We start from the raw sequence: 24,794 nt of genomic DNA on the forward strand, positions 1-24,794 counted from the left end.
AAAATGACTTTAGCTACTTACACCAAAGAGTTCTCTTATAATCTCCGTTTGGCATATCCAATTATTTTAGGGATGCTTGGGCATACCATTGTTGGAATTGTAGATAATGTAATGGTAGGGAAGTTAGGGCCTACCGAATTAGCAGCCGTTTCTCTAGCTAATAGTTTTGTGTTTATAGCCATGTCCTTGGGAATTGGTTTTTCTACAGCGATCACTCCACTAGCCGCAGAAGCTGATGGTGAAAAAAATATTCAAAAAGGGAGAAGTGTATTTCATCATGGTTTGTATTTGTGTACGTTTTTAGGTTTTTTTCTATTTCTAGTCGTTTATTTTTCAAAAGAAGCAATGGTATATATGGGGCAACCCAAACATGTAGTTGCCTTAGCAAAGCCTTATCTTGATGTTGTGGCATTTTCCTTAATTCCTTTAATTGTTTTTCAAGGGTATAAACAATTTGCAGATGGAATGAGTCAGACTAAGTATGCTATGTGGGCTACTATTTTAGCCAATGTTATCCATGTTTTTTTGAATTATATATTCATTTACGGAATTTGGATTTTTCCAGAAATGGGAATGTTTGGTGCGGCAGTAGGTACGCTTGTTTCCCGATTTTTGATGTTGGGGTACATGCATTATAAGATGAAAAAAAATGTGAAATTTCATCCCTTTTTTGAAGGCTTTTCACTCAAGGAAATGAAGCGGGAGATGAATCTCAAAATCTTCCGTTTGGGAGGCCCTTCTTCGATGCAAATGTTTTTCGAAGTAGGTTTGTTTACGGGGGCAGTTTGGCTTTCGGGAACTATAGGAGTGGCGAATCAAGCGGCTAACCAAATTGCGTTAAGTTTAGCTTCTTTTACCTTTATGTTTGCTATGGGGCTGAGTGTTGCTGCTACGATTAGAGTAGGGAATCAAAAAGGTTTGGGGGATTTTAAAAAAATGAAAATTGTAGCGTATTCTATTTTCTTATTGGCGGTTTTGTTAGAGGTATGTTTTGCTTTAATTTTTGTTTTGTTTCATGAGCAAATGCCTCAATTATTTGTAAATATGGATAGTCTAACCGATTTGACAGCGAATACCGAAGTAGTTTCCATTGCATCTCAATTATTGTTAGTGGCAGCTGTTTTTCAAATTTCAGATGGGATTCAGGTAGTGGTTTTGGGTGCTTTGCGTGGCTTACAAGATGCTAAAGTTCCTATGTATATCACTTTTGTAGCCTATTGGATAGTGGGATTCCCAGTGTCAATTTATTTAGGATTGTATACTAATTTAAAAGCAGTTGGGATTTGGATTGGACTTTTAGCAGGATTAACAACAGCAGCTTTATTTTTGTATATTCGCTTTCTAAAATTGACAAAGCAATTAATTTTAGAAAAGCATTAAAAACCAAGATAGTTGTTCAGTTTGTATAAATTAGGACAATTAGTAAATAATCAAATTAATTTTAGGATGGAATTACCAAAATTTGTACTAGGCGACAATACCGATTTCCCAGATGATATTTTTATCATTCATTTAGATTACCCAAGATTTATCATCAACCTAAAAGATGATGAAGTTGAAATTATGGAAGAACCAGAAGATTTAGATGAAGCCGAATTAAATGCCGAAATGGAAAGTCTAATTGAGCAAGCAAATGCTTTTTACGACAGAGAAATGGAGCGCTACGAGCAAGACTAACTCCTGCTGAAAAGCATTGAAATAATAGTTTAAAAGCTGTAAAATGATTAATTTTAATTGTTTTACAGCTTTTTTATTCAGTAGGGGTAACAAAATCAGAGTCTAATTGATATAGTATAAAATCAAAAAAAGATACGCCATGAAAACGTTAAAAAAAATAACTGTTGTTTTTGCTTTAGGATGCTTTTGTTTCGTAAATGCACAAATAAATAAAGCGAAAGAAGGAGCAGAAAAAGGAAGTTTTTCTACCTCTTCAACTATGAAAGGAATCAATTCCATTTCTAATTCGATGCCCAATAGGATTTCAATGAATGTTACAGTTCCTAAACAGACTCAAGGAGCTACATTTGGCGAAAAAGTAAGTTCCTCTCAAATCAATGTGAGGTTGATGGAGAATTCTTGTATCGTTTTATTTCCTAACAATGCGGGATATAAGGTGAATTTAAAAGAGAATAGTATTGTTTTTTTAACGGCTAATGAGCGAAATACATTTGGTGAAAAAGTGAATCAAGGCTTACATGCAGCTGGTAGTTCATTGTCACAAGGTGCCTCTTTGTTAGGTGGCGCTTTACCCGGAGGATCTATTATTTCTGCAGCAGTTTCTAGTGTGGGTAATTTATCAGGTGGAGCAGGAGGTGGCGCTGCCGCTGCATCGTATGCTAAAAATGCAAAAAAAGTTTTTTCGATACCAGATCAAGATTCTGATGCTATAATGGAGTTGTCTGATGGTGAGTACGAATTGGTTTTTGTTGTTTTGCAAAAAGCAACTTCCGGGTTAAAAGATACGCTGAAAACACAAGTTAGAATAGGTTTTACGGTTGAAAGTGGTATTTTAAAAACAAAGCATGATACAGCTAAAAATTCCGTTTCTAATATTCGATAAGTTATGAAATCACCTAATTAAGATTTGTGTTTAAAATAGGTTTCTACTAATAATCTAGCGGCTGCAAATGGGGAAGACTCATTATTTTGCACCGCTTTTTTTGTTTTGTCTACTAATTCTTGAATTTGAGGATGATTGAAGAAATCTTCTTTAAGTTGATTATTGATGGTTTCTAGTAGCCAATATTCATTTTGTTCCGCTCTTTTACGCTCAAAATAGCCGTTGTTTTTAACGGTATCGATATATTGCAAAATGATTTGCTCTATTTCTAAAATTCCAGCTTTCGTAATCGCACTACAAGTGCTTACACAAGGTTTCCATCCTGATTTTTTGCTAGGAAAATAATGCAAAGCCCGACTCATTTCTGTCTGAACAATTTTTGATTTAGCGATAGTATCTCCATCTGCTTTATTGATCACAATAGCATCAGCCATCTCTATAATACCTCTTTTAATGCCTTGTAGTTCGTCGCCAGCTCCCGCTATTTGCAACAGTAAAAAGAAATCCACCATACTATGCACAGCAGTTTCACTTTGTCCTACACCTACGGTTTCTATGATTATAGTTTCAAAACCTGCTGCTTCGCAGAGTGTAATTGTTTCTCGGGTTTTTCGGGCTACACCGCCCAGTGTTTCCCCTGATGCTGATGGTCGTACATAGGCGTTTGGATCTTTAGCCAATTCTTCCATACGGGTTTTATCTCCTAATATGCTTCCGTGTGAAATAGCACTACTGGGATCAATGGTAAGTACAGCTACTTTTTTACCTTGTTGCGTTAGATGTTTTCCAAGAGCTTCAATAAAAGTACTTTTGCCTACCCCAGGAACACCAGTGATTCCTATTCGGATTGATTTATTGGCATGTGGCAAGCATAAGTTTATTACTGTATTGGCATTCTCAAAATGCTCTGGATTTGTACTTTCGATTAAAGTGATGGCTCTACTTAATGCCACAGTATCTCCTGCCAATATACGGGATACGAGTTCCTCAGTATTAGGCTGAATTCTTCTGGCTTGCTGAATTTTTTTTAAAATCGCAGCATTGAATTTTTTAGGACTGTTTTCTTTTGAGTCTTTGTTTGCTTTCACTTTTCTACTTTACCAATTGCTTTAAGTAAATTTAAGATATAATATTTGTTTTTTTTTATCCAAATCGCAACAAATAATACATTGGGAACTTCTAAAAACTTTGTTATTTGTGAGATAATAAAATAATTGTGATAATTCTAACAAGCTTTATGATAGCTCCAAATTAGTGAATATCTTTGCAGCATTATGATAAATATAATCCTGATTTTTGTCTATTTACTTATTGGAGTGGCTTTGCAATATGTAAAATGGTTTCCTACTACTAGTTATAAATTAATCAATAAGTTTGTAATTAACGTATGTCTTCCGGCATTGGCTCTTTACTACATTCCTAAAATTCATTGGGATAATAAGTTGCTGTATCTCATTGGAGTAACATGGATTGGTTTTACAGTTTCCTTTTTTTTATTTCGTTTTTTGGGAAAAAAATACGGTTGGTCTAAAAAATTAATTGGTTGTTTGATAATCACCGCAGGTTTAGGTAATACGTCTTTCCTTGGTTTTCCCATAGTAAATGCACTATATGGTTCCGAAGGTTTAAAAATGGCTATTTTAGTCGATCAGCCAGGTACTTTCGTAGTAGTTTCTACGCTCGCAGTAGTGGTAGCTACTATGTATTCAAAAGATGCAACTAGTGGAGGAGCTATTTTTAAAAAAGTAATATTGTTCCCTCCGTTTATTTGTTTTTTAGTGGCTTGTTTAGCTAATATACTTGGTTTAGACTTTCATGATTATATTCAATTTGGTTTGACCAAATTAGGTAGCTTATTGACTCCTTTGGCTATAATTTCTGTTGGTTTACAATTGCATTTTGATAGTAGAAGTAAGCATTGGAAATTTTTGTGGATTGGATTGGCTTACAAATTGTTCCTCACACCAGCGCTATTGTTTTTGCTATATGTTGTTGTTTTAAAACAAAACGGATTAATGATTCAGGTAGCTTTGATTGAGGCTGCCATGGCACCTATGATTATGGCTAGTATTGTGGCAACTTCACACGGCTTGAAACCCCGATTAAGTAGTATGATGATAGGATTTGGTATTCCGATTTCGTTTGTTACTTTGGCTTTTTGGTATTTCGTTTTGCAGTATATTTAAACTAAATTTTTTAGAAGCAGAACTATTACTTTTCATAATAACTTTTTCTCCTGCTATTCGTTACAATCTTGTTTTCTGAACCCCAGAAAAACAAGGATTTTCACTTCTATCAGGGCTATGGATTACTTTTTACGTTTCAAGATATTTTTTTGTAAATAGAAACTAATATATTTGATAAAGGATAGTTAACTATTAATTTGAAGCAATTTTATTTTTTATGGATAAACTACGCAAACGATCAAAACAAATTTTTCTAGTATTCTTTCTAATACTAGCACTTTTGTATTTGGCAGATATACTGAGTATCAATCTTGGTTGGCTTATCTATCCAATCATTTTGATGATTCCGGTACTGTTTTCCTTTGCTATAGTTAATTTGTTTTCAATTTTTGTTTATGAATCTGAATTGAAGGGTAAAATTATACCATTAGTATTGTGTTTGTTGCCTATTATTTTTTTGGTTTATTTGTTTTTGGCCGTTTTGTCAATCCAATGTTAAATTTAAATTGTTGTTAAGGGAGAATAATGAATAGTAATTGTTAAATCAGTTCATGTTCTTTAACAAACATTTATTCTAATTAAATAACGAGTATTACTTTTTTTGACTAATTTTATAGAATTAATATAAATGTAAATACTATGGCAACAATACGATTAGGCGATATCGCTCCAGATTTTAAAGCAGAAACCACTCAGGGTACTGTTCAATTTCATGAATGGTTAGGAGATTCTTGGGGTGTTTTATTTTCACATCCTGCTGATTTTACTCCTGTTTGTACAACAGAGTTAGGAACTGTGGCTAATTATTTTTCTGAATTCCAAAAAAGAAATACGAAGGTAATTGCGTTAAGTGTGGATAGTTTAGAGTCGCACTTAAATTGGATCAAAGATATTGAAGAAACTCAAAACGTAACTTTACAATACCCTATAATTGCTGATGAGAACAAAGAAGTAGCTAATTTGTATGATATGATTCATCCAAATGCGAATGATACTTTTACGGTTCGTTCGGTATTTATTATTGGTGCGGATAAAAAAGTCAAGTTAATTCTAACGTATCCGGCTTCTACAGGACGTAATTTTGACGAATTGTTACGTGTAATTGATAGTTTGCAATTAACGGCTAATTATAGTGTGGCAACTCCTGCTAACTGGAAAGACGGTCAGGATGTTGTGATTTCACCAGCTGTAAAGGATGAAGATATTCCTGCTAAATTCCCTAAAGGATTTAATCGCATAAAATATTACTTGAGAATGACACCACAACCGAATAAATAAGAGTTGATTTTAACCCAATTGGTCATTGCGAGCGCAGCGAAGCAATCACATTTGCTATACATTTTAGTTGTAAACTCAGTGGGATTGCTTCTCTGTGCTCGCAATAAGTTTATTATAACTCCAAATTAATCTTTGCATATTGTAACAACATGATCGTTTTAGCATCTTTTAATTCGCCAGTTGCTATCATATTATACGCTTGTTCAAAAGGCATTTCGATTACTTCAATATCTTCTTGTTCGTGATCCAATCCACCGCCTTCACTTACTTTCATGGAAGCGTCGTATTCGCCAATAAAAAGGTATAGAATTTCAGTTATTGCTCCAGGGGACATGTAGGTTTCCATGATTTTTTGAACCTTAGTAATGCGATATCCAGTTTCTTCTTCGGTTTCTCTTATAATGCATTGTTCGGGTTCGTCTTGATCTAATAAGCCTGCGCAAACTTCAATCATCATTCCGTTTTGATTGCCATTTAAATAAGTAGGTAATCGAAATTGTCGTGTTAAGATGATGGTTTTGTTTTCTTTGTTATACAGTAAAATAGCCGCTCCATTACCTCGGTCATATACTTCTCTTTTTTGTGTAATGATTTTATTGTCGGTTTTTTGATAATCAAAAGTTACTTTGTTGAGTATATACCAATTATCAGATAGTAATTCGGTATTTTGAATTGTTATTTTTGGGTCGTTCATCTTTATTTTTTTGGAAATAAAAAAACGCCCTGAAAAATCAGAGCGTTTTTAGGTTTTATTTTGAAATCGTTTGCTTTCTGTCTGGACCTACAGAAACAATTTTAATAGGCACTTCAAGTTCTTTTTCTATAAATTCAATGTATTCTTTTAATTCAACAGGTAATTCTTCATAAGAAGTCATTCCAGTTAAATCCTGTTTCCATCCTTTGAATTCTTTGTAAATTGGAGCCACATTTTCTTCTTCTACATTATATGGGAAGTGAGAAATGTTGTTCCCTTTATAGTTGTATTCTGTACAAACTTTTAAAGTATCAAAACCAGATAGTACGTCGGCTTTCATCATCATTAATTGCGTAACGCCATTTACTTGTACTGCATATTTTAACGCCACTAAGTCTAACCATCCACAACGTCTCGCTCTTCCTGTAACGGATCCAAATTCGTTACCCACTTTAGCCATTGTCGCTCCATCTTCGTCAAAAAGCTCAGTAGGGAAAGGGCCGCTACCAACACGTGTAGTGTAAGCTTTGAAAATTCCGTAAACTTCTTTGATTTTGTTAGGAGCAATCCCTAAACCAGTACAAGCTCCTGCTGCAGTAGTATTAGAAGAAGTTACAAATGGGTAAGTACCAAAATCAACGTCTAATAAAGAACCCTGAGCTCCTTCGCATAAAATAGATTTGCCTGCTTTTTGAGCTTGGTGCATGTATTCTTCGCTGTCAATGAAATCTAATTTTTTAATTTCTTCGATTGCTTCAAAAAATTCTGCTTCTAATTCAGGTAAGTTATATTGCAATTCTACACCGTAAAAAGCAATCATCGCTTCGTGTTTGTCTGCAAGAGAGCGGTATCTTTCTTTGAAATCTTCTAATTCAATATCTCCTACACGTAAACCATTTCTACCGGTTTTATCCATGTAAGTTGGTCCAATTCCTTTAAGTGTTGAACCAATTTTAGCCTTACCTTTAGAAGCTTCAGAAGCAGCATCTAATAAACGGTGCGTAGGTAAGATTAAGTGGGCTTTTCTAGATATAATTAATTTCTTTTTGATATCGATGTCAAATTTAGCTAATCCTTCGATTTCTTTTTGAAATACAACAGGGTCAATTACAACACCGTTTCCAATAACATTTACCGCTGATTTATGGAAAATTCCTGAAGGAATGGTTCTAAGTACGTGTTTTATTCCGTCAAATTCTAAAGTGTGTCCAGCATTTGGTCCACCTTGAAAACGGGCAATAATATCGTAATTTGAGGTAAGAACGTCAACAATTTTTCCTTTTCCTTCATCTCCCCATTGTAATCCTAGTAATAAATCTACGGTCATTTTTAATTTATTTATTTAATCCTTAATTTGTTTTGGCGATTTTGATTTTGCGCCTATTTAACTAAAAGTTTTATTGATTTTCTTGTTGTTTTTCTTCCGTATTGCTTTTTTTCTTTGTGCCATAGAAATACAAGGAATGATTGTTAATTTCTACATCAAAAATCTCTTCAATTGTTTTTTTGATGGTTTGTATTCTTGGGTCACAAAATTCGATCACTTCACCAGTATCGGTCATAATAATGTGATCGTGTTGTTTGTCAAAATAGGATTTTTCATAATGCGCCTGATTTTGTCCAAACTGATGCTTACGAACTAAAGCACAATCTAATAACAATTCGATGGTATTGTATAAAGTAGCTCTACTGACACGGTAGTTTTTATTTTTCATTTTGATATATAGATTTTCTATATCAAAATGTTCTTCGCTTTCATAGATTTCCTGAAGTATAGAGTAACGTTCAGGCGTTTTTCTATGGCCATTTTTTTCAAGATACATTGTAAAAACATTTTTTACAATTTCTTGGTTTTTATTGTTATTTGTTGAAATGAGTGTCATATTCGGCAAAGATAATTTTTTATTTTAATAGTTTTCAAGTTTAAGTACTTATAAGAGAATAATTTTGTTCTTTTTTTTAGAACTGCAGAAGCCAAACTAAAAAAAGGATTAGAAATTATAAGTCTCTAATTTTTATAAACTCGAGTTACTCGATCAATTCCGTCAATTTTTTTAATGTTTTCAATTAGTTTTTTCAAAATTGTGATGTTTCGAACAACAACGGTTAATTGTCCTTTAAAAAGTCCAGCTTCTCCGCTCAAGGAAATACTTTGGATGTTGACGTTCATATTGTTTGAAATAACTTTGGTAAGCTCGTTTGTTAGACCAATACTGTCCATTCCGGTTATGTTCAAAGTAGCTTTGAATTCTTGTTGTGAAGAATCAATCCACTTTGCCTGCATAATTCGGTATGCATAATTCGATTGTAGCGAAATGGCATTAGGACAATCTTTCTTGTGCACTTTTATTCCTTCGTTGATTGTTACAAATCCAAAAACCTGATCTCCTGGAATTGGGTTACAACAGCTCGCTAGTTTGTAATCTAATTTGTCTTGTTCTTTTCCAAAAACGAGCAAGTCATAATTATTGTGAAGTATAGGTTTGTGAATGTCGGCATCAGCAGTATTATTTCCGCCTCGTTTAATTTTGTTTTTAAAGAAATTAATTAATGAGTTGCTTTTTTGTGCGGCAAAATCTTTTAATTGTTGGTTGTCAATCGTACCTAAACCTACTCGATAAAATAAATCCAAACTAGTTTTAAGATGGAAAAAGTTAACTAATTCATTCGTAACCGTTTCATTTAAAGTGATTTTTAAATGCTTTAATTTACGTGTTAGTAATTCTTTTCCTTCTTCGGCGATTTTCTTCGTGTTCTCATTAAGAACATTTTTAATTTTATTCTTAGCTCTCGAAGTAGTTACATAGTCTAGCCAGTTAGCGGTAGGTTTTTGGTTAGGCGAAGTGATAATTTCTACTTGATCACCGCTTTTTAATTCGTAGTTCAAGGGTACTAGTTTACCATTCACTCTGGTTCCTCGGGTTTTGACTCCTATTTCAGAGTGGATACTGAAAGCAAAATCTAAAGAAGTAGCTCCTTTAGGTAGAGATTTTATATCTCCTTTTGGAGTAAACACATAGATTTCTTTCGAATATAAATTCATTTTGAAATCTTCTACAAAGTCAATGGCATTGGTCTCTGGGTTTTCTAACGCTTCCCTTAATAAGTTAAGCCAAACGTCTAATCCGCCTTCTTCTGAATCCCCATTTTTGTATTTATAATGTGCTGCATAACCTTTCTCGGCAATTTCATCCATACGCTCACTACGTACTTGGATTTCAACCCATCGTCCTTTTGGTCCCATTACGGTAATGTGGAGTGCTTCGTAACCTGTTGATTTAGGCGAGGAAATCCAATCTCTTAAACGGCTTGGGCTTGGTCTATAATGGTCTGTAACAATGGAGTATATTTTCCAAGCGATGAATTTTTCGTCGTGTGGAGCCGATTTATAAACAATGCGAAGGGCGAATTTATCGTAAACCTCGTCAAAAGTTACGTTTTGTGCCTTCATTTTTCTACGAATGGAGTAGATTGATTTAGGACGTCCTTTGATGATATAATCAACTCCTTCGGCATCCAGAGAAGCTTTTAATATGTCTGAAATATCTTTGATATAAGCGTCTTGTTGTTCCTTGGTTTCTTTGATTTTACTGGCAATATCATTGTAAACAGATGGTTCAGTGTATTTTAATCCTAAATCTTCTAGTTTGGTTTTGATGTTATACAGTCCTAATCGATGTGCTAATGGAGCATAAATATACAAGGTTTCCGAAGCAATTTTAATTTGCTTATGGTCGTCCATCGATTCCATTGTTTGCATGTTGTGCAACCTGTCGGCAATTTTTATTAAGATTACACGAACATCATCGTACAAAGTTAAAAGCATCTTACGGAAGTTTTCGGCTTGCATAGATACATTCATGTCTTTTTGTACGATAGAAATTTTAGTCAATCCTTCAACCAGTTGAGCAACTTTAGGATTGAACATGCTTTCAATATCTTTGACAGTTATTGGTGTGTCTTCAACTACGTCGTGTAATAAGGCTGCCGCAATTGAGGTAGCGCCAAGACCAATTTCTGATGCTACAATTTTAGCAACAGCAATTGGGTGAAAAATATAGGCTTCTCCTGATTTTCTTCTTTGTTCTTTATGGGCATCTACGGCAACATCAAAGGCCTTACGGATTAGTTTCTTGTCTTCAGGAGTTAAAGTTTGGTAACTAATACGAAGTAATTCTTTATATTCTTGAGCAATTGCTTTATTTTCTTTTTCGATTTCTATTTCGGTCATATTTCCAGTGTTCATTTTCTAAAAATAAAGATAAGTTTGCATATATGCAAGAGTTGGGATTTCAGATTTTAGAATGCAGATTTCAGATTTCAGAACGGATTCTGTAATCTAAAAACCTCGTTGTCTTTTGGCTTCAAAAATTAAAATAGCTGCAGCAACCGATACATTCATGCTGTCTATTTCTCCTTGCATAGGGATTATGATATTTTGTGTAGCGGCATCGCGCCATTCTTGAGTAAGTCCAGTGGCTTCAGTACCAACAACTAAGGCTGTAGGTTTTGTATAGTCTTGAGTGTGGTAACTAGTTGAATTTTGCAAAGTAGCACAATAGAAATTGATGTTTTTTTCTTTTAAAAAAGCTATGATTTCTGAGGTACTTGCACTTGCAATTTGATTGGTAAATAAACAACCTACGCTGGAACGAACAATGTTTGGGTTGTATAAATCACTTTTTGGATTAGCAATGATTACGGCATCTAGATTGGCAGCATCAGCAGTGCGTAAAAGTGCACCAATGTTTCCTGGTTTTTCTGGGGCTTCGGCTACTAAAATTAATGGGTTTTCCGAAAGTTGTAAATCCGAAAGTTGTAATGACTTGGATTTGGCTACAGCCAAAATTCCTTCGGTTGTTTCTCGATAACTTAATTTTTGGTAAACGGCTGTGTTGATTTCAATGAAATCGGCTTTAGGAGCCAGTTTTTTGGCTTCTGTTTCACTACAAATATCGGGACAAAACAGTATTGTTTCAATTTCATAATTGCCTTTTATAGCTAATGAAATTTCACGCACTCCTTCAATTAAAAAAGTGCCTGTTTGTTTTCTGTTTTTAGCTTTTTCTTGTAATAATACTAAAGATTTTATGAATGGGTTTTGAATGGATGTTATTTGTTTCAAGCGATTCTAAATTTTAGTATTGTAAAAAAAAAATTAAATAGTTCTTTGTACTACTTCAAAAATTTTAGAATCCTCGCATTTTAAGGTCTTTGAAGGGAATTTCATCAATAGGGCATAGTCGTGTGTTGCCATGATAATGGTTTTACCATTGGCATTAATTTTTTTCAAAACATCTAAAACTTCTACGCTGGTTTGAGGATCTAAGTTTCCTGTAGGTTCATCGGCTAAGATTAGTTCTGGATCGTTCAAAAGTGCTCTAGCAATCGCAACACGTTGTTGTTCTCCTCCTGAAATTTGATGAGGCATTTTTGAGGCGTGGTTTTTCATGCCTACCTTGTCTAAAACTTCTTCAATTTTACGCTCCATTTCGTCTTTGTCTGTCCAGCCAGTTGCTTTCAATACAAAAAGCATGTTGTCTTGAATAGAGCGATCTGGTAGGAGTTTGAAATCTTGGAAAACAATCCCAATTTTACGTCTTAAAAACGGAATGTCATTTTCTTTAAGTGTTTCTAAATCAAAGTCTACTACATGTCCATGACCTTCTGTTAAAGGCAAATCGGCATAAAGAGTTTTCATAAAACTACTTTTTCCAGAACCTGTTTTTCCAATGATGTACAGAAACTCGCCGTGGTTTACTTCTAGGTTTACGTTTGATAAGATTACTTTATCTCCTTGATAAATGGTTGCGTTTTTTAATGACAGTACAGCTTGAGACATAATTAACGATTGTTTATGGTGTAAAAGTAATTATCAATTATGAAATAGCAATATCAATCTCATAGTTTTTTGTGGTTTGTTAAAAGATTTGTTCATAATAAAAGCGGTTTGTGCCACGTTATAAAGCCTATATTATAATATATTTGGATATTAAAAAACAGATAAAATGCGTAAATTTTCTTGGCTCTTTTTTTTGTTGGTTTTAGTTAAAACCAATACGCTATCAGCACAGAAATCAACAATATATACTACTGATTTAAAAGATTTTGATCGTGCCATTTCTTTGTATAAGGATAATCAATATGTATCGGCACAATACCTTTTTGAAAAAGTAAAAATGGCGACACATGATGAGGAAACCAAATCGGATTGTGCTTATTACGATGCTAGTTGTGCCGTTCGGTTAGGACATGCTAATGCTGATGTGTTGATGGAATCCTTTTTAGAAACTTATCCAACAAGTTCCAAAAGCAACCAAGCTTACACCGAAGTAGCGCATTATTATTTTAATCAAGGCAATTATTCGGAGGCCTTAAATTGGTTTGAGAAAGTTGATGAGAATCAATTAAATGCTGCCGAAAAAGATCGTTTTAACTTTCAAAAAGGTTATAGTTTCTTTAGTTCAAAAAATAAAAAAGAAGCAACAAAATATTTTAATAAAGTTTTAAATTCAGAAGTGTATGGTTCGCAAGCCAAATACTATCTGGGTTTTATGGCTTATGAAGGCGATAATTATCAAGAAGCTAACAAGTATTTTGATGCAGTAGCCAAAGAAGAAAAATACTCCGAAAAACTATCTTATTATCAGGCTGATATGAGCTTTAAGTCGGGGAATTTTGAAAAAGCAATAGAGCAGGGGCAAAAAGCAATGGCCAAATCAACTCCTGTGGAACAATCAGAATTACACAAGATAATTGGGGAGAGTTATTTTAATTTAAAAAAATACAATGAGGCCATTCCTCATTTAGTAGCTTATAAAGGTAAAAAAGGCAAATGGAGTAATACGGATTATTACCAATTGGGTTACGCTTATTACAAGCAAAACGATTATGAGAAAGCAATTGCTCAGTTTAATAAAATCGTAGGAGGAAAAGACGGAGTTGCTCAAAATGCTTATTATCATTTGGGTGAAAGCTATTTGAAATTGAATCAAAAACAACAAGCATTAAATGCTTTTAAAAATGCTTCAGAAATGTCTTTTGATGAAGCAATCCAGGAAGATGCCCATTTGAATTATGCAAAACTAAGTTATGAATTAGGGAATTCGTATCAAAGTGTTCCTTCGGTTTTGTTAGCTTTTATGGATAAGTATCCTAATAATGCAAATCGTTCAGTAGTAGAAAAACTTTTGATAGATTCGTATATCTCTTCAAAAAACTACAAAGAAGCGATGGTTTTATTGGAAAAAAATAAAAGTCCAGAGAATAAATTGGCTTACCAAAAAGTGACATTTTACAGAGGTTTAGAATTGTATACCGATAGAAATTATACTCAAGCTTTACCAATGTTTCAGAAATCATTAGCTAATGGTGTAGATACGCAATTTACCGCCAGAGCTACTTTTTGGAAAGGAGAAACAGAATATGTGTTAGAAGATTATGATAAGTCGTTATTGAGTTTTAAACAATTTGTAGGAATGACTACTGCGGCTTCTACTCCAGAATATAAAAACAGTAGTTATAATGTTGCTTATGCTTATTTTAAATTAAAAGAATATGAAGCGGCTGGAGATGCTTTTCAAAAGTTTATCGAAAAAGTAAAGGACGATAAAACAAGAATTACAGATGCTTATTTACGATTGGCAGATTGTCGATTTGTAACCACAAAGTATTGGCCAGCTATGGATGCTTACAATAAAGTGATCGAATTAAAAAGTGTAGATGCTGATTATGCCTATTTTCAAAAAGCAATGTGTTATGGTTTTGTGTCTCGAAACGATAAGAAAATTGATGATTTGAATGCTTTTATACAAGCTTACCCTAAATCAAGCTACCGCGATGATGCGATGTTTGAATTAGGAAATACTTACGTAGCTACTAGCAAGCAAGATGCGGCATTAAAATCATACGACAGATTGATTAATGAATATAAAAATAGTGCCTTTACTTCTAGAGCAATATTGCGTCAAGGTTTAGTGTATTACAATTCAGATAGAAATGCTGAAGCATTATTAAAATTCAAAAAAGTAGCCGCCGAATATCCTAAAACACCAGAAGCTCTAGAAGCGGTAGCGACAGCGCGATTAATTTATGTTGATAGTGGTAAGGTAGCGGAATATGCTAATTGGGTTAGAACCTTAGATTTTGTGGCGGTTACCGATGCAGATTTGGATAACGATACTTTCGAATCGGCGATGAAGCAATATGAGCAAAATAATACGGCTCAGGCAATTTCCGGATTCAGAGCTTATATTTCGAGTTTTCCTAATGGAATTCATGCTTTGAAAGCCAATTTCCAGTTGGCACAAGCATATTATGCAGAAGGACAAAAAGACAAAGCAATACCGAATTACCAATACGTAATTAACGAACCAAGGAATGAATATACCGAACAATCTTTGTCTCGATTAGGACAGATTTTATTAGAGAGTGGAAATAAAGAAAAAGCGATTCCTGTTTTGCTTCGTTTAGAAAATGAAGCTGATTTGTTTCAGAATAAAGTCTTTGCGCAATCCAATTTAATGAAATGTTATTATGAGGGTAAAGAATATGCTAATGCAGTAGTTTATGCCGAAAAAGTATTGGCTAATCCAAAAACGGATGATAATGTAAAAAGTGATGCGCAAATTATAATTGCTCGTTCGGCTATGCAAACAGGAGACGAACTTAAGGCTAAAGCAGCGTACGCAAAAGTACTCCCAATTGCCAAAGGAGAATTAGCAGCTGAAGCCCTGTACTACGATGCGTATTTTAAAAACCAAGAAGGGAAGTTTGAAGCTTCAAATACCGTTGTGCAAAAATTAGCAAAGAGTTATGCTGCTTATCGTTATTATGGTGCAAAAGGTTTGATCGTAATGGCTAAAAACTTCTATGGATTGAAAGATAGTTTTCAGGCTACCTATATTTTGGATAGTGTGATTCAAAATTTTTCAGATTTCCCAGAAGTTGTTCAAGAAGCACAAACGGAGTTAAATCGAGTGAAATCAGAGGAATCAAAAACGAATTCTTCTATTGGTAATTAATTAGAAAATAGATAAAAGAATAAAGAGAAGAGATTAAAAAAAAAACTAATTATCTGCTTAAGCTCATTTAGGTTTAAAGGTTTAGAAAGCAGAGTAAAAAATAAAATATGAATTTCAATTTCCAAAATAAAATAATAATAGGGCTGTTTCTAATGGCTTTACAAGTTTCTTGGGCGCAGAAAAAAGATGAAAATATTGGTTCAGAGGTTGTAAATGTGGTAAAACCATATACGCCAGCTGTTTCGGATGCTTCTAAAATTCAAGAATCTCCAGTTCTGGATGATGAAGCTAATGCAAAAAAGGAAACAATAAAATACACCATTTTTTCCTTTCCTGTGGCTTCTACTTTTATGCCTGCAAAAGGAAAAGCAGAAGGTGTAGATAAAGAAGCAAAAGAAAAATTTTATAATAATTATGTGACTTTGGGTTATGGTAACTATGGTAATTTAAATGCCGAGTTGTTTGTAAATCAAAATTTAGGAGCTAATGATTATGTAGGAGGGATGTTTCGCCATTTTTCATCACAAGGAGGAATAAATGATGTGAAATTGGATAACTGGTTTTACGATACGGCTTTGGATGCCTTTTATGGAGCAAATTATGATAGTATGTCATGGAATATTGATTTGGGTTATCAAAACCAAATATACAATTGGTATGGATTGCCAATGGGTTTTGGGGGTTCGTTGAGTGCCGCTGATCAAAATAATTTGATTGGAAGTATTGATTCTAAACATAGCTATAATGGTATTTCATTAGGAGGGAAATTGAGTTTTAATGAAGGAGCTTTCAAAGAAGTAGCAACAAAATTTAGTCATTTTACCGATAGTTTTGATTCGGCTGAAAATAGGTTTTATTTTAATCCTTCGTTAACCTTTGATGTCTCTGAACAAACCGTTAAAACAGATATTATTGTAGATTATGTAGGCGGTACTTTTCAAAAAAATTATGAAAATTCGAACCTAGAACCTATAAAATACGGTTTTACTAATGTGGGTCTAGCGCCTAGTTTTTACATTAACGAAAAGGGTTGGGATGTAAACTTGGGTGTGAAACTTTTTTACAGTATGGATAATCAAGGAAATGATAGTAAGTTTTTAGTATATCCTAATATTAATGTTTCTTATCCTGTAGTGAAGGATTTGATGATATTTTACGCTGGTGCTGAAGGAAGTTTAGAGCAAAACTCCTATATGGATTTTGTGAAAGAAAATCCTTTTATGTCGCCTACTTTGACTATTGCCCCAACAGATCAACAATATGATATTTTTGCAGGATTAAAAGGGAAGTTAGCCTCAAGTATAAGTTATAATATCAAAGGTTCTTATGTGAACGAACGCGGTAAAGCTTTGTATAAAAGTCAAAACTATACCGAAAATGAAACTAATCAGGACTATGCTTTTGGTAATTCTTTCCAAGTGGTCTATGATGATGTGCGAACTTTTAGTTTGTCAGGTGATTTAAAAGCTGATTTTTCTAAAAATGTAAGTTTTGGAATTGGCGGGACATTTAGTAATTATAAGAGTAATAGCCAACAAGAAGTGTGGAATTTACCAACAGTTGAGGTTAATTCGACTTTAGATTTTAACATTACACCTAAGTGGTTTGCTGGTGCAAAAGTATTTTATGTAGGGGAACGAAAAGACATGCAATTCAATTCAGATGTGGTTGTAAATGGTGTTCCTGTTGAATTAAAAAGTTATTTTGATGTTAATGCACATCTAGGTTATAAACACAATTCGCAAATAACGGGATTTTTAAAGTTGAATAATATTTCGAATAACTCCTATCAAAAATGGATGAACTATCCAGTTCAAGGGTTTCAGGTGTTAGTAGGTGCTAATTTTAAATTCGATTTCTAAGAAGTTTTTTTAACCGCAAAGTTTAAAAAGATTTAACCGCAAAGTTATTTAAGATAGCTTTGCGGTTATTTTGTTTAGCAACAGGTTTCTTTTTCCTTTATTTAGCGAAAAACTTAGCACTCTCTGCCTGTCGGCAGACAGGTTTTCGGTTAAACTAAAGTCCTTGTGGTTGAAAAGAATTACTCTGTAAAAGGAATCGCTACTCTTGTTTTATCCCAACCTAAATTTAAGATCATTCCTTTTTCGGCATTGGTGAAAACCATAGAAAAAGCTTCTAGTGATTCTTCTGATTGTGTTGCAGGAACATTTAGTCTAGCTACATCATTATCTTCTTTATACGAATAAGATCCCCAAGCATTAAGGTCTTTGTTTAAAATGATTGTCCATTCTTTTTCTCCAGGAATGGTGAATAAAGAATAGGTTCCAGCCTTAATTTTCGTTTTTCCTAAAAAGACATCTTTGTAAAATGTAATTTCGGTTGCTTCGTTAGCACCTGTTCTCCAAACTTTTCCATTAGGAGCTAGTTCATTTAAACTACGTCCTTTGAGTTGTGGACGACTATACACTACTTTGGCTGTTTTTACAGGGATTTTATAATCGTTTGGGTATGAAGTAGCATCCATTGGGCTTTTGTCAATTCCTGGGAATTTTTGGGCTTGAATGCTGGTTGCTGTAAACAATAGAAGTCCAAAAGCAATTGTAGATAAGATTTTTGTTTTTTTCATGATAATTTAAAGAATAAGATTAATAAAAGTGTTTACGAAGTTAAATAAAAAATCCTTGTTTCAGATAAATAGGTTTGTCAAATACAATTAAAATAGTGTGAGATGAATATAATCAATTAAATTTGTGAGCCGTTCAAATTATCATTTGGATTAATATGAAATAAAAATGCAAAATGACTTTTAAACAAAAAATACATCAATACTACTCTCGCATGCTAGAGGATCGAATAGATGCTTTTCGGGATATGATTTCGGCTTTGACCGAGGATTCTAAAAATGATGCCAAAGGTTCGGCTGGTGATAAACACGAAACGGCTTTATCGATGATGCACTTGGAACAAGAAAAATTTAATACGAAGTTGCGTGAAGTTTTGGATCAAAAAGCGATTTTGGACAAAATTAATCCGGAAATAAGTTCAAAAGCGATTACTTTAGGAAGTTTGATGAAAGCCAATGGAATTTATTTGTACCTGTCTTTGGCTTTGCCAAAAATAACTATTGACGGAATAAATATAATTGCTTTATCGCCTCAATCGCCTTTGGGGAAAAAATTAATGGGGAATGCAGTTGGTTTCACCTTTGAAATTAATGGAACGAAGTATTTGATAGAGGAAGTAGCCTAGTTTTTTGAGTAAATAGTTGTGTAGTGATTTTAACAAAAAAGCTTAAAAAAAATCACATTTGTGTTCAGGTTAGTGCTATTTGTCTAACTGAATTCATTTAAAAAAATAGGAATCCCTAAAAAAAACTTTCGTAAATTCGCCCGCTTAGAAGTTTGACTTTAAAACATATTAAAAATTATGAGTAAGATAATGACAGTCGACGTTTTGTCGAGTATTAAAGGAGCGCAGCCATCGGAGAGCGTGAACCAATTATTTGATGTAATTAAAAATGCAATTCCAGCAAATAATAATTCCTTAAATAATGTCAATCATAATTGTGTGTCGGTTAGTGATTTAAGAGAAGATGTTGTGGTAGAGAGTTCGGCTATTGAAAAACAAATTATTTTAGAAAACTTCCCGAACAAGAAAAATGGTTTTTTAGTTGTTGCTAAAGTTATAGAAGGATAAAATGGATTCTCAGATAAAAAAAATACACCAACAACTGGTGTCTAAACAAATAAGTTGTACCGCTTTAGTTCAGGAAAAATTAGATTTATTGAAGCAAAATGAATACAATTCAGTAAATAGTACTCTGGATTCCATGGCGCTTGAATTAGCAGCTAAGGTAGATGCAAAGATTGCAAACGGAGAAACTATTGGTTTGCTTGAAGGTATTCCTTTTGGAATTAAAGATGTGTACATGGTACAAGGAACTTACACGACTGCAAGTTCTGATTTATTAAAAAATTACAAATCACCTTATACAGCAACGGCTATCCAGAAATTATTAGATGCGGGAGCTATTCCTTTAGTAAAAGAAAACTGTGATAGTTTTGGTCATGGTTCTTCGAGTGAAAATACCATTTTCGGGGCGGTAAAAAATGCAATCAATCCGGAATTAGCAGCTGGAGGTTCAAGTGGAGGTTCAGCAGTGAATGTGGCTAAAGAATATACGGTGTTTTCAATTGGAGGAGATACGGGAGGTTCTATCCGTCAGCCTGCGGGATACAATCATATTTATGGTTTGAAACCTTCTTATGGAAGAATTTCAAGATACGGTTTGATGGCTTATGCCTCTTCTACAGATTGCGTGGGTCCATTGGCTAAATCAATTGAGGATATCCGTATCGTGTTGAACGTAATGAGCGGAAAAGATCCAAAAGATCAAACTTCGATAGTTTCAAGCGAAATTACGGAAGAAGCTCTTACTAATTCTTCAGTAAAAACAGTTGGGTATTTTAAAAATTTCATCGATAGCGAAGCGATTGATGCGAAAATAAAAGCAGATTTCTTAGCTGCTATCGAAAAAATAAAAGCCAAAGGAATTGAAGTAAAAGAATTAGATTTCTTTAAATCGGATATTTTAGTTTCTACTTATTATACCTTGGCTATGGCCGAAACAGCATCCAACTTATCTCGTCTGGACGGAACCAACTATGGAAACCGAATTGACGGTGAAAATTTGATTGACAGTTATGCGGTTACCCGTTCTGAGAATTTCTCTGAAGAAACCAAACGTAGAATTGTGGGAGGAAACCAAGTGTTGTCTCAAGGTTTCTCGGATGAAATTTATTTGAAAGGTTTGGCTTTAAGAGATCAGATTTCTGAAAACTTCAGTAAGGATTTTGAAGAAGTGGATATCGTTTTATCGCCGGTAACACCAGGTACGCCACCTAAAATTGGAGATAGTTTAAAAGATCCTTTGGCGATGTATTTATCAGATGCATACACCGTAGGTTTTAGTTTAGGACAATTACCTACTTTAACCGTACCACAAGGAACAAGTACAGGTCTGCAAATTACAGCAGCAAAGAATAATGATGAATTAGTGATGCAATTTGCTAACTTCTTAAAAGATATTTTATAATGGAATTGGAACAATTAACAGCGGCTATTAAGGCCCACGATTTAGAATTGGTTATCGGACTGGAAACGCACGTTCGATTAAATACCAAAACCAAGTTGTTTTGTTCTTGTCCAAATCAAGAAATTGAAACACCTAACCAAAATATATGTTCGGTTTGTACCGGACAAATGGGAGTTTTACCAGCTGTAAATAAAGAAGCGGTAATGAAAGCTATTTATTTCGGTAAAGCGGTAGATTCTTCTTTTAGTAATGAAGTAATCTCTTGGGATAGAAAGCACTATGAGTATCCGGATAACCCGAAAAATATCCAAATTACGCAGTTCCACAATCCGATTATTCCTGATGGTCACGTTTCATGTTATCGAAATGATGGTACGCAGTTTACTGTAAATTTGACTCAGGTACATATCGAAGAGGATGCTGCGAAATTAATGCACGAAAAGAAAATTTCCTTAGTGGATTTTAATAAAGCAGGAGTTCCGTTAATCGAAATTGTAACGGAGCCTTGTATTCGTAATATCGAAGACGCTTCAACTTATGCGCAGTACATTCAGCGTATTGTACAGAACTTGGGAATTTCTGAAGCGAACCTTGAAAAAGGGGAGTTCAAATCGGATGTTTCTGTGTCTTTGCGTAAAAAACACTCTTACGATTTGAATCCAAGAACAGAAATCAAAAACTTGAACTCGTTTAAGTTTATGGTGGAAGCTTTGAAAGAAGAGGTAGAGAAACAATTCAATTATTATATTGAGCATAAGGAGTTTCGTCCTGATCAAACTACGGTTTTATGGGATGCCGATTTGAAGCAAACGAAAACCATGCGTAAAAAGGAATTTGAAGCGGATTATCGTTTTATTTCTGAGCCGGATTTACCTTTTGTAAACATCAAAAAAGAAGTAGAAGGAATTAAAGTAGATACCTCTGCTTTGCCTTTTGCAGTAGAATCTATTTTGATTGGTGGAGGTGTTTTGCCTCAGGATGCTAAATTCTTCACGGCTGATAGTTTGCGTTCCAGAACTTTTGTGGCAATAAACCATGAAATCAATGATCCTTCGTTTGTGGCTAAAACATTAGCTAATAATATCAAGGCGGAAGATTATGATAAAATCAATAATGTTCAGGATATTATTGCAATTTTCCAATTGTTCAAAGCAGAGAAAATTACAGCGGTTTTAGTGCAAAATGCTTTAGCGAGCTATTTGAAAGACGCTGCTTTTGATTATAAAAAATATTTTGAAGAAAACACCATTTCTGAAGATAAAATTCAGGAAGTAATTGCTAAGGTTATTGCTGATAATGAAGCTGTCGCAAATGATATTAAGGCTGGTGATCAGGGGAAAGCAGGTATTTTAGTTGGTAAAGTTTTAGGTATTATTGGAAAAGGCGCTAATGGAAAAGTAATTCGTCAGATTATCTTAGATAAATTAGGAGCTGTTGCGGTTTCCGAGAAAAATGAAGCACAGGAAAAAGTGGTGAAAGAAGCTATTGCTGAACAAAAAGAAAGTCAGGAAGAAGCATTGCCGGAAATTCCAATCGTTGTAAAAGATGTTTACAGAACACATAAGATTTCGCAATTATCAGAGGCGAATGTAGGTGAGGAAGTTCTATTGTCTGGTTGGGTAGCGAGTGTGCGTGACCATGGTGAATTGATGTTTATAGATTTGCGTGATTCAAGTTATGAAATTTTCCAGGTTAATATCAGTAGAGAAACATTTCCTAATATCGATGAATTAGTAAAATTGAAGCCTGAAACGGTTATTTCTGTAAAAGGAAAGGTTGTTGGGCGTAATGAAGATGATTACAATGCGGGATTGCGTACCGGTAAAATTGAATTAGAAACATCCGAATTAGAGATATTAAACTTGTCAAAAACGTTGCCTTTCGAAATTAAAAGAGCGGCAAAAACCAATGAGGCAACTCGTTTTCAATACAAGTTCTTAGATCATAGAAATGATGAGGTGCGTCGTGCGATTGTAAACCGTCATAAAGTGATTAAGTTAATCCGTGATATTCTGGATGCAGAGGAGTTTTTAGAAATTGAAACACCTATTTTGAGTGCAGGAACAGATGAGGGAGCACGTGAATTTATTGTTCCCACTCGTAAACAAGCAGGTTCTTTTTATACCTTACCACAGGCGCCACAACAGTTTAAACAAATGTTGATGGTAAGTGGTTATGAGAAATATTTCCAAGTAGCGCGTTGTTTTAGAGATGAGGATTCTCGTGGGGATCGTCAGCCGGAGTTCACGCAGTTGGATATGGAAATGGCGTATGCGAGCATGCAACAAATTATCGATTTGAACACGAAATTGTTCAATGAAGTAGTGAAAAAAGTATATGGTAACAAATGGATTTTGCATCCGTTTGAAGTGCTTACGTATAAAGAAGCGATGGATTATTACGGTTGTGACCGTCCTGATTTGCGTTTTGGATTAAAAATGCAAGACATTACCGAAATTGTAAAAGAAACTACATTCCAAGTTTTCTCTAAACCAATTGAAGAAGGTGGAATTGTAAAATGTATCAAAGTTTCGGCTCAAGAGCAAGGAAACAAGCGTATGTCTAAAGGTCAAATTGAAGCTTTGACGGCTATTGCACAACAACACGGTTTAGGAGGATTAGCATATATCATCGTAAATGAAGACGAATTGCAATCGCCAATTATTAAGTTCTTGGGTGAAGAAATTGCAGCCGGAATTATTCAGGCTACGAATGCTCAGGTGGGTGATATTGTATTTTTCTCGGCAGCTGATTATGCTACAGCAAATAAGGCTTTAGATGCTGTACGTCAGGAAATGGGTAAAATGTTGCATTTGATTAATGCTAAAGAATTACGTCCGGCTTGGGTAGTTGATTTCCCAATGTTTGAAAAAACAGATGAAGGTCGATGGACATTTACACATAATCCATTCTCTATGCCGGCCATTTATGATTTGCAAAAGCATATGGAAGGAAAAGAAGAAGAAATTGGTACTATCATTGCGCAGCAATACGATATTATCCTGAACGGATACGAAATTGGAGGAGGTTCTGTTCGTGCTCATAAATCGGAAATTCTGGAAGCAACTTATAGAAATATGGGTTACAATAAAGAAGAGATGATTAAGAGTGTAGGAACGATGTATAAGGCTTTCCAGTATGGAGCGCCGCCACATGGAGGAATCGCTTGGGGAATTGATCGTTTGATGATGATTTTAGAGAAAAAAGCCTCTATTCGTGAAGTTATGGCTTTCCCTAAAACAGGAACAAGTGAAGATTTGTTATTTGGAGCTCCATCGCCACTGTCTGATAAAAAAGTAGAGGAAATGAATGTGAGAATTATTAATAAATAGTTTTCTATAATAAGAAAAAGAAAGCGGATTGGTAGAAGTATCAATCCGCTTTTTTATATGTAAGATTTTGTTTTTAAGTTTAGGAACGAGGCTTGTTAAGTCCTCTGTCATAAAGTACGATGCTTCCTGATACAGAAACATTTAAACTTTTCTCTGATTTGAATTTGACTAAAAAATGGCATTTTTCCATTGCTTTTTTGGATAGACCATTATCTTCTGCGCCTAAAAGGTAAACGCATCTTCTTGGGTGTTCAAAAGTTTCTAAATCGACTGCTCTGTCGTCTAATTCAACACCGACCAATCGTGCGCCTTTAGGTAGATTGTTGAAGAAATCTTCAAAGGTTTCGTAATGAAAATAGGGAATAGACTTCACGGCATTGTGCGTGTCACAGGCTTGTTTCGCATATCTGTTTCCGATGGTGAAAATATAACTGGCTCCCAGATTTTGAGCTGTTCTCCATAAAACGCCTAAGTTTTCAGGGGTTTTACCATTCTGTATTCCGATTCCGAAAAATTCGTTTTTAAAATTGTCGTTCATGCTGCAAAAATACGAACAGTTAGTAGTATTGTCAAATTTTAAATTCTATTGAAATAAATAAGGGTTTTATTGTTGAAATTGACATATTTTGTTGATAACTTAAGACTATATAAGGGTAATTTTAACG

At 34.3% G+C, this 24,794-nt stretch carries 20 protein-coding genes; 11 read left to right on the forward strand and 9 right to left on the reverse strand.

The genetic code is table 11. The features are described 5' to 3' along the window. Positions 1 to 3 precede the first annotated feature (3 nt). From ACFPTQ_RS06730 to ACFPTQ_RS06740, 3 genes are all read left to right on the forward strand, one after another. Positions 4 to 1,380 (forward strand): MATE family efflux transporter, encoded by a 1,377-nt coding sequence (locus ACFPTQ_RS06730; protein ID WP_379775576.1) that lies wholly within the window; start codon positions 4 to 6, stop codon positions 1,378 to 1,380. Positions 1,381 to 1,446: 66 nt separating this feature from the next. Beyond that, the gene (locus ACFPTQ_RS06735; protein WP_026713350.1) at positions 1,447 to 1,677 is read left to right on the forward strand and encodes a hypothetical protein; all 231 of its coding nucleotides are present in this window, start codon (positions 1,447 to 1,449) and stop codon (positions 1,675 to 1,677) included. Positions 1,678 to 1,816: 139 nt separating this feature from the next. Next, positions 1,817 to 2,560, forward strand: coding sequence for a hypothetical protein (locus ACFPTQ_RS06740; protein WP_379775405.1), 744 nt, complete (start codon positions 1,817 to 1,819; stop codon positions 2,558 to 2,560). Positions 2,561 to 2,577: 17 nt separating this feature from the next. On the opposite strand, the gene meaB is transcribed toward ACFPTQ_RS06740, so the two are convergent. Further along, positions 2,578 to 3,648 carry a methylmalonyl Co-A mutase-associated GTPase MeaB gene (meaB, locus tag ACFPTQ_RS06745; RefSeq protein WP_379775408.1) on the reverse strand — a complete coding sequence of 357 codons (1,071 nt, stop codon included), beginning with the start codon at positions 3,646 to 3,648 and terminating at the stop codon, positions 2,578 to 2,580. A gap of 186 nt (positions 3,649 to 3,834) precedes the next feature. On the opposite strand from meaB, the gene ACFPTQ_RS06750 reads away from it, so the two are divergent. Both ACFPTQ_RS06750 and ACFPTQ_RS06755 read left to right on the forward strand, forming a co-directional pair. Then, on the forward strand, positions 3,835 to 4,746 hold the full coding sequence (locus tag ACFPTQ_RS06750) for an AEC family transporter (protein ID WP_379775410.1): 912 nt from the start codon (positions 3,835 to 3,837) through the stop codon (positions 4,744 to 4,746). A gap of 639 nt (positions 4,747 to 5,385) precedes the next feature. Continuing rightward, positions 5,386 to 6,024, forward strand: coding sequence for a peroxiredoxin (locus ACFPTQ_RS06755; RefSeq protein WP_379775413.1), 639 nt, complete (start codon positions 5,386 to 5,388; stop codon positions 6,022 to 6,024). A gap of 112 nt (positions 6,025 to 6,136) precedes the next feature. Here the strand turns inward: ACFPTQ_RS06755 and nudK are convergent, their stop codons facing one another. The 6 genes from nudK to ACFPTQ_RS06785 all read right to left on the reverse strand — a co-directional run bounded on the left by nudK (position 6,137) and on the right by ACFPTQ_RS06785 (position 12,560). Further along, complete coding sequence (gene nudK / locus ACFPTQ_RS06760; protein ID WP_379775416.1) at positions 6,137 to 6,718, reverse strand: GDP-mannose pyrophosphatase NudK; 582 nt, start codon at positions 6,716 to 6,718, stop codon at positions 6,137 to 6,139. A gap of 55 nt (positions 6,719 to 6,773) precedes the next feature. Further along, positions 6,774 to 8,045 (reverse strand): adenylosuccinate synthase, encoded by a 1,272-nt coding sequence (locus ACFPTQ_RS06765; protein ID WP_379775419.1) that lies wholly within the window; start codon positions 8,043 to 8,045, stop codon positions 6,774 to 6,776. Between the two features lie 70 nt (positions 8,046 to 8,115). Then, on the reverse strand, positions 8,116 to 8,601 hold the full coding sequence (locus ACFPTQ_RS06770; RefSeq protein ID WP_278035120.1) for a Fur family transcriptional regulator: 486 nt from the start codon (positions 8,599 to 8,601) through the stop codon (positions 8,116 to 8,118). A 125-nt stretch (positions 8,602 to 8,726) separates the two neighbouring features. Further along, on the reverse strand, positions 8,727 to 10,949 hold the full coding sequence (locus ACFPTQ_RS06775) for a RelA/SpoT family protein (protein WP_379775579.1): 2,223 nt from the start codon (positions 10,947 to 10,949) through the stop codon (positions 8,727 to 8,729). Positions 10,950 to 11,057: 108 nt separating this feature from the next. Beyond that, positions 11,058 to 11,843, reverse strand: a complete 786-nt coding sequence (locus ACFPTQ_RS06780; protein WP_379775422.1) for a TrmH family RNA methyltransferase — start codon at positions 11,841 to 11,843, stop codon at positions 11,058 to 11,060. 33 nt (positions 11,844 to 11,876) lie between these two features. Continuing rightward, positions 11,877 to 12,560 carry a cell division ATP-binding protein FtsE gene (locus ACFPTQ_RS06785; RefSeq protein WP_379775424.1) on the reverse strand — a complete coding sequence of 228 codons (684 nt, stop codon included), beginning with the start codon at positions 12,558 to 12,560 and terminating at the stop codon, positions 11,877 to 11,879. 166 nt (positions 12,561 to 12,726) lie between these two features. Between ACFPTQ_RS06785 and ACFPTQ_RS06790 the strand changes: the two genes are divergently transcribed. Both ACFPTQ_RS06790 and ACFPTQ_RS06795 read left to right on the forward strand, forming a co-directional pair. Next, complete coding sequence (locus tag ACFPTQ_RS06790) at positions 12,727 to 15,741, forward strand: tetratricopeptide repeat protein (RefSeq protein WP_379775426.1); 3,015 nt, start codon at positions 12,727 to 12,729, stop codon at positions 15,739 to 15,741. A gap of 107 nt (positions 15,742 to 15,848) precedes the next feature. After that, on the forward strand, positions 15,849 to 17,603 hold the full coding sequence (locus ACFPTQ_RS06795) for a TonB-dependent receptor (protein WP_379775429.1): 1,755 nt from the start codon (positions 15,849 to 15,851) through the stop codon (positions 17,601 to 17,603). Positions 17,604 to 17,782: 179 nt separating this feature from the next. Here ACFPTQ_RS06795 and ACFPTQ_RS06800 read toward each other — a convergent pair whose 3' ends face one another. Further along, positions 17,783 to 18,328 carry a DUF2911 domain-containing protein gene (locus tag ACFPTQ_RS06800; protein WP_379775431.1) on the reverse strand — a complete coding sequence of 182 codons (546 nt, stop codon included), beginning with the start codon at positions 18,326 to 18,328 and terminating at the stop codon, positions 17,783 to 17,785. 173 nt (positions 18,329 to 18,501) lie between these two features. Between ACFPTQ_RS06800 and ACFPTQ_RS06805 the strand changes: the two genes are divergently transcribed. From ACFPTQ_RS06805 to gatB/aspS, 4 genes are all read left to right on the forward strand, one after another. Further along, the gene (locus ACFPTQ_RS06805) at positions 18,502 to 18,951 is read left to right on the forward strand and encodes a hypothetical protein (protein ID WP_379775434.1); all 450 of its coding nucleotides are present in this window, start codon (positions 18,502 to 18,504) and stop codon (positions 18,949 to 18,951) included. Between the two features lie 165 nt (positions 18,952 to 19,116). After that, on the forward strand, positions 19,117 to 19,398 hold the full coding sequence (locus ACFPTQ_RS06810; RefSeq protein WP_340696473.1) for a hypothetical protein: 282 nt from the start codon (positions 19,117 to 19,119) through the stop codon (positions 19,396 to 19,398). A gap of 1 nt (position 19,399) precedes the next feature. Then, positions 19,400 to 20,797, forward strand: a complete 1,398-nt coding sequence (locus tag ACFPTQ_RS06815) for an amidase family protein (RefSeq protein ID WP_379775437.1) — start codon at positions 19,400 to 19,402, stop codon at positions 20,795 to 20,797. Continuing rightward, entirely contained in the window at positions 20,797 to 24,129 is a 3,333-nt protein-coding gene (gene gatB/aspS / locus ACFPTQ_RS06820) for a bifunctional amidotransferase subunit GatB/aspartate--tRNA ligase AspS (protein WP_379775440.1), read from the forward strand. The genes ACFPTQ_RS06815 and gatB/aspS overlap by 1 nt, the downstream gene beginning before the upstream one ends. 79 nt (positions 24,130 to 24,208) lie before the next feature. Here gatB/aspS and ACFPTQ_RS06825 read toward each other — a convergent pair whose 3' ends face one another. Beyond that, positions 24,209 to 24,667 (reverse strand): RNA methyltransferase, encoded by a 459-nt coding sequence (locus ACFPTQ_RS06825; protein ID WP_379775443.1) that lies wholly within the window; start codon positions 24,665 to 24,667, stop codon positions 24,209 to 24,211. Positions 24,668 to 24,794 lie beyond the last annotated feature (127 nt).

Source organism: Flavobacterium sp. GCM10022190, from assembly GCF_042656445.1.
In the GTDB taxonomy this organism is placed as follows: domain Bacteria; phylum Bacteroidota; class Bacteroidia; order Flavobacteriales; family Flavobacteriaceae; genus Flavobacterium; species Flavobacterium nitratireducens.

Excerpts from the sequence above, each read along its gene's own strand:
- ACFPTQ_RS06730 (WP_379775576.1), top strand. The coding sequence starts at position 4 with ATGACTTTAGCTACTTACACCAAAGAGTTCTCTTATAATCTCCGTTTG.
- ACFPTQ_RS06735 (WP_026713350.1), top strand. The coding sequence starts at position 1,447 with ATGGAATTACCAAAATTTGTACTAGGCGACAATACCGATTTCCCAGAT.
- ACFPTQ_RS06740 (WP_379775405.1), top strand. The coding sequence starts at position 1,817 with ATGAAAACGTTAAAAAAAATAACTGTTGTTTTTGCTTTAGGATGCTTT.
- ACFPTQ_RS06750 (WP_379775410.1), top strand. The coding sequence starts at position 3,835 with ATGATAAATATAATCCTGATTTTTGTCTATTTACTTATTGGAGTGGCT.
- ACFPTQ_RS06755 (WP_379775413.1), top strand. The coding sequence starts at position 5,386 with ATGGCAACAATACGATTAGGCGATATCGCTCCAGATTTTAAAGCAGAA.
- nudK (WP_379775416.1), bottom strand. The coding sequence starts at position 6,718 with ATGAACGACCCAAAAATAACAATTCAAAATACCGAATTACTATCTGAT.
- ACFPTQ_RS06765 (WP_379775419.1), bottom strand. The coding sequence starts at position 8,045 with ATGACCGTAGATTTATTACTAGGATTACAATGGGGAGATGAAGGAAAA.
- ACFPTQ_RS06770 (WP_278035120.1), bottom strand. The coding sequence starts at position 8,601 with ATGACACTCATTTCAACAAATAACAATAAAAACCAAGAAATTGTAAAA.
- ACFPTQ_RS06775 (WP_379775579.1), bottom strand. The coding sequence starts at position 10,949 with ATGACCGAAATAGAAATCGAAAAAGAAAATAAAGCAATTGCTCAAGAA.
- ACFPTQ_RS06785 (WP_379775424.1), bottom strand. The coding sequence starts at position 12,560 with ATGTCTCAAGCTGTACTGTCATTAAAAAACGCAACCATTTATCAAGGA.
- ACFPTQ_RS06790 (WP_379775426.1), top strand. The coding sequence starts at position 12,727 with ATGCGTAAATTTTCTTGGCTCTTTTTTTTGTTGGTTTTAGTTAAAACC.
- ACFPTQ_RS06795 (WP_379775429.1), top strand. The coding sequence starts at position 15,849 with ATGAATTTCAATTTCCAAAATAAAATAATAATAGGGCTGTTTCTAATG.
- ACFPTQ_RS06800 (WP_379775431.1), bottom strand. The coding sequence starts at position 18,328 with ATGAAAAAAACAAAAATCTTATCTACAATTGCTTTTGGACTTCTATTG.
- ACFPTQ_RS06805 (WP_379775434.1), top strand. The coding sequence starts at position 18,502 with ATGACTTTTAAACAAAAAATACATCAATACTACTCTCGCATGCTAGAG.
- ACFPTQ_RS06815 (WP_379775437.1), top strand. The coding sequence starts at position 19,400 with ATGGATTCTCAGATAAAAAAAATACACCAACAACTGGTGTCTAAACAA.
- gatB/aspS (WP_379775440.1), top strand. The coding sequence starts at position 20,797 with ATGGAATTGGAACAATTAACAGCGGCTATTAAGGCCCACGATTTAGAA.
- ACFPTQ_RS06825 (WP_379775443.1), bottom strand. The coding sequence starts at position 24,667 with ATGAACGACAATTTTAAAAACGAATTTTTCGGAATCGGAATACAGAAT.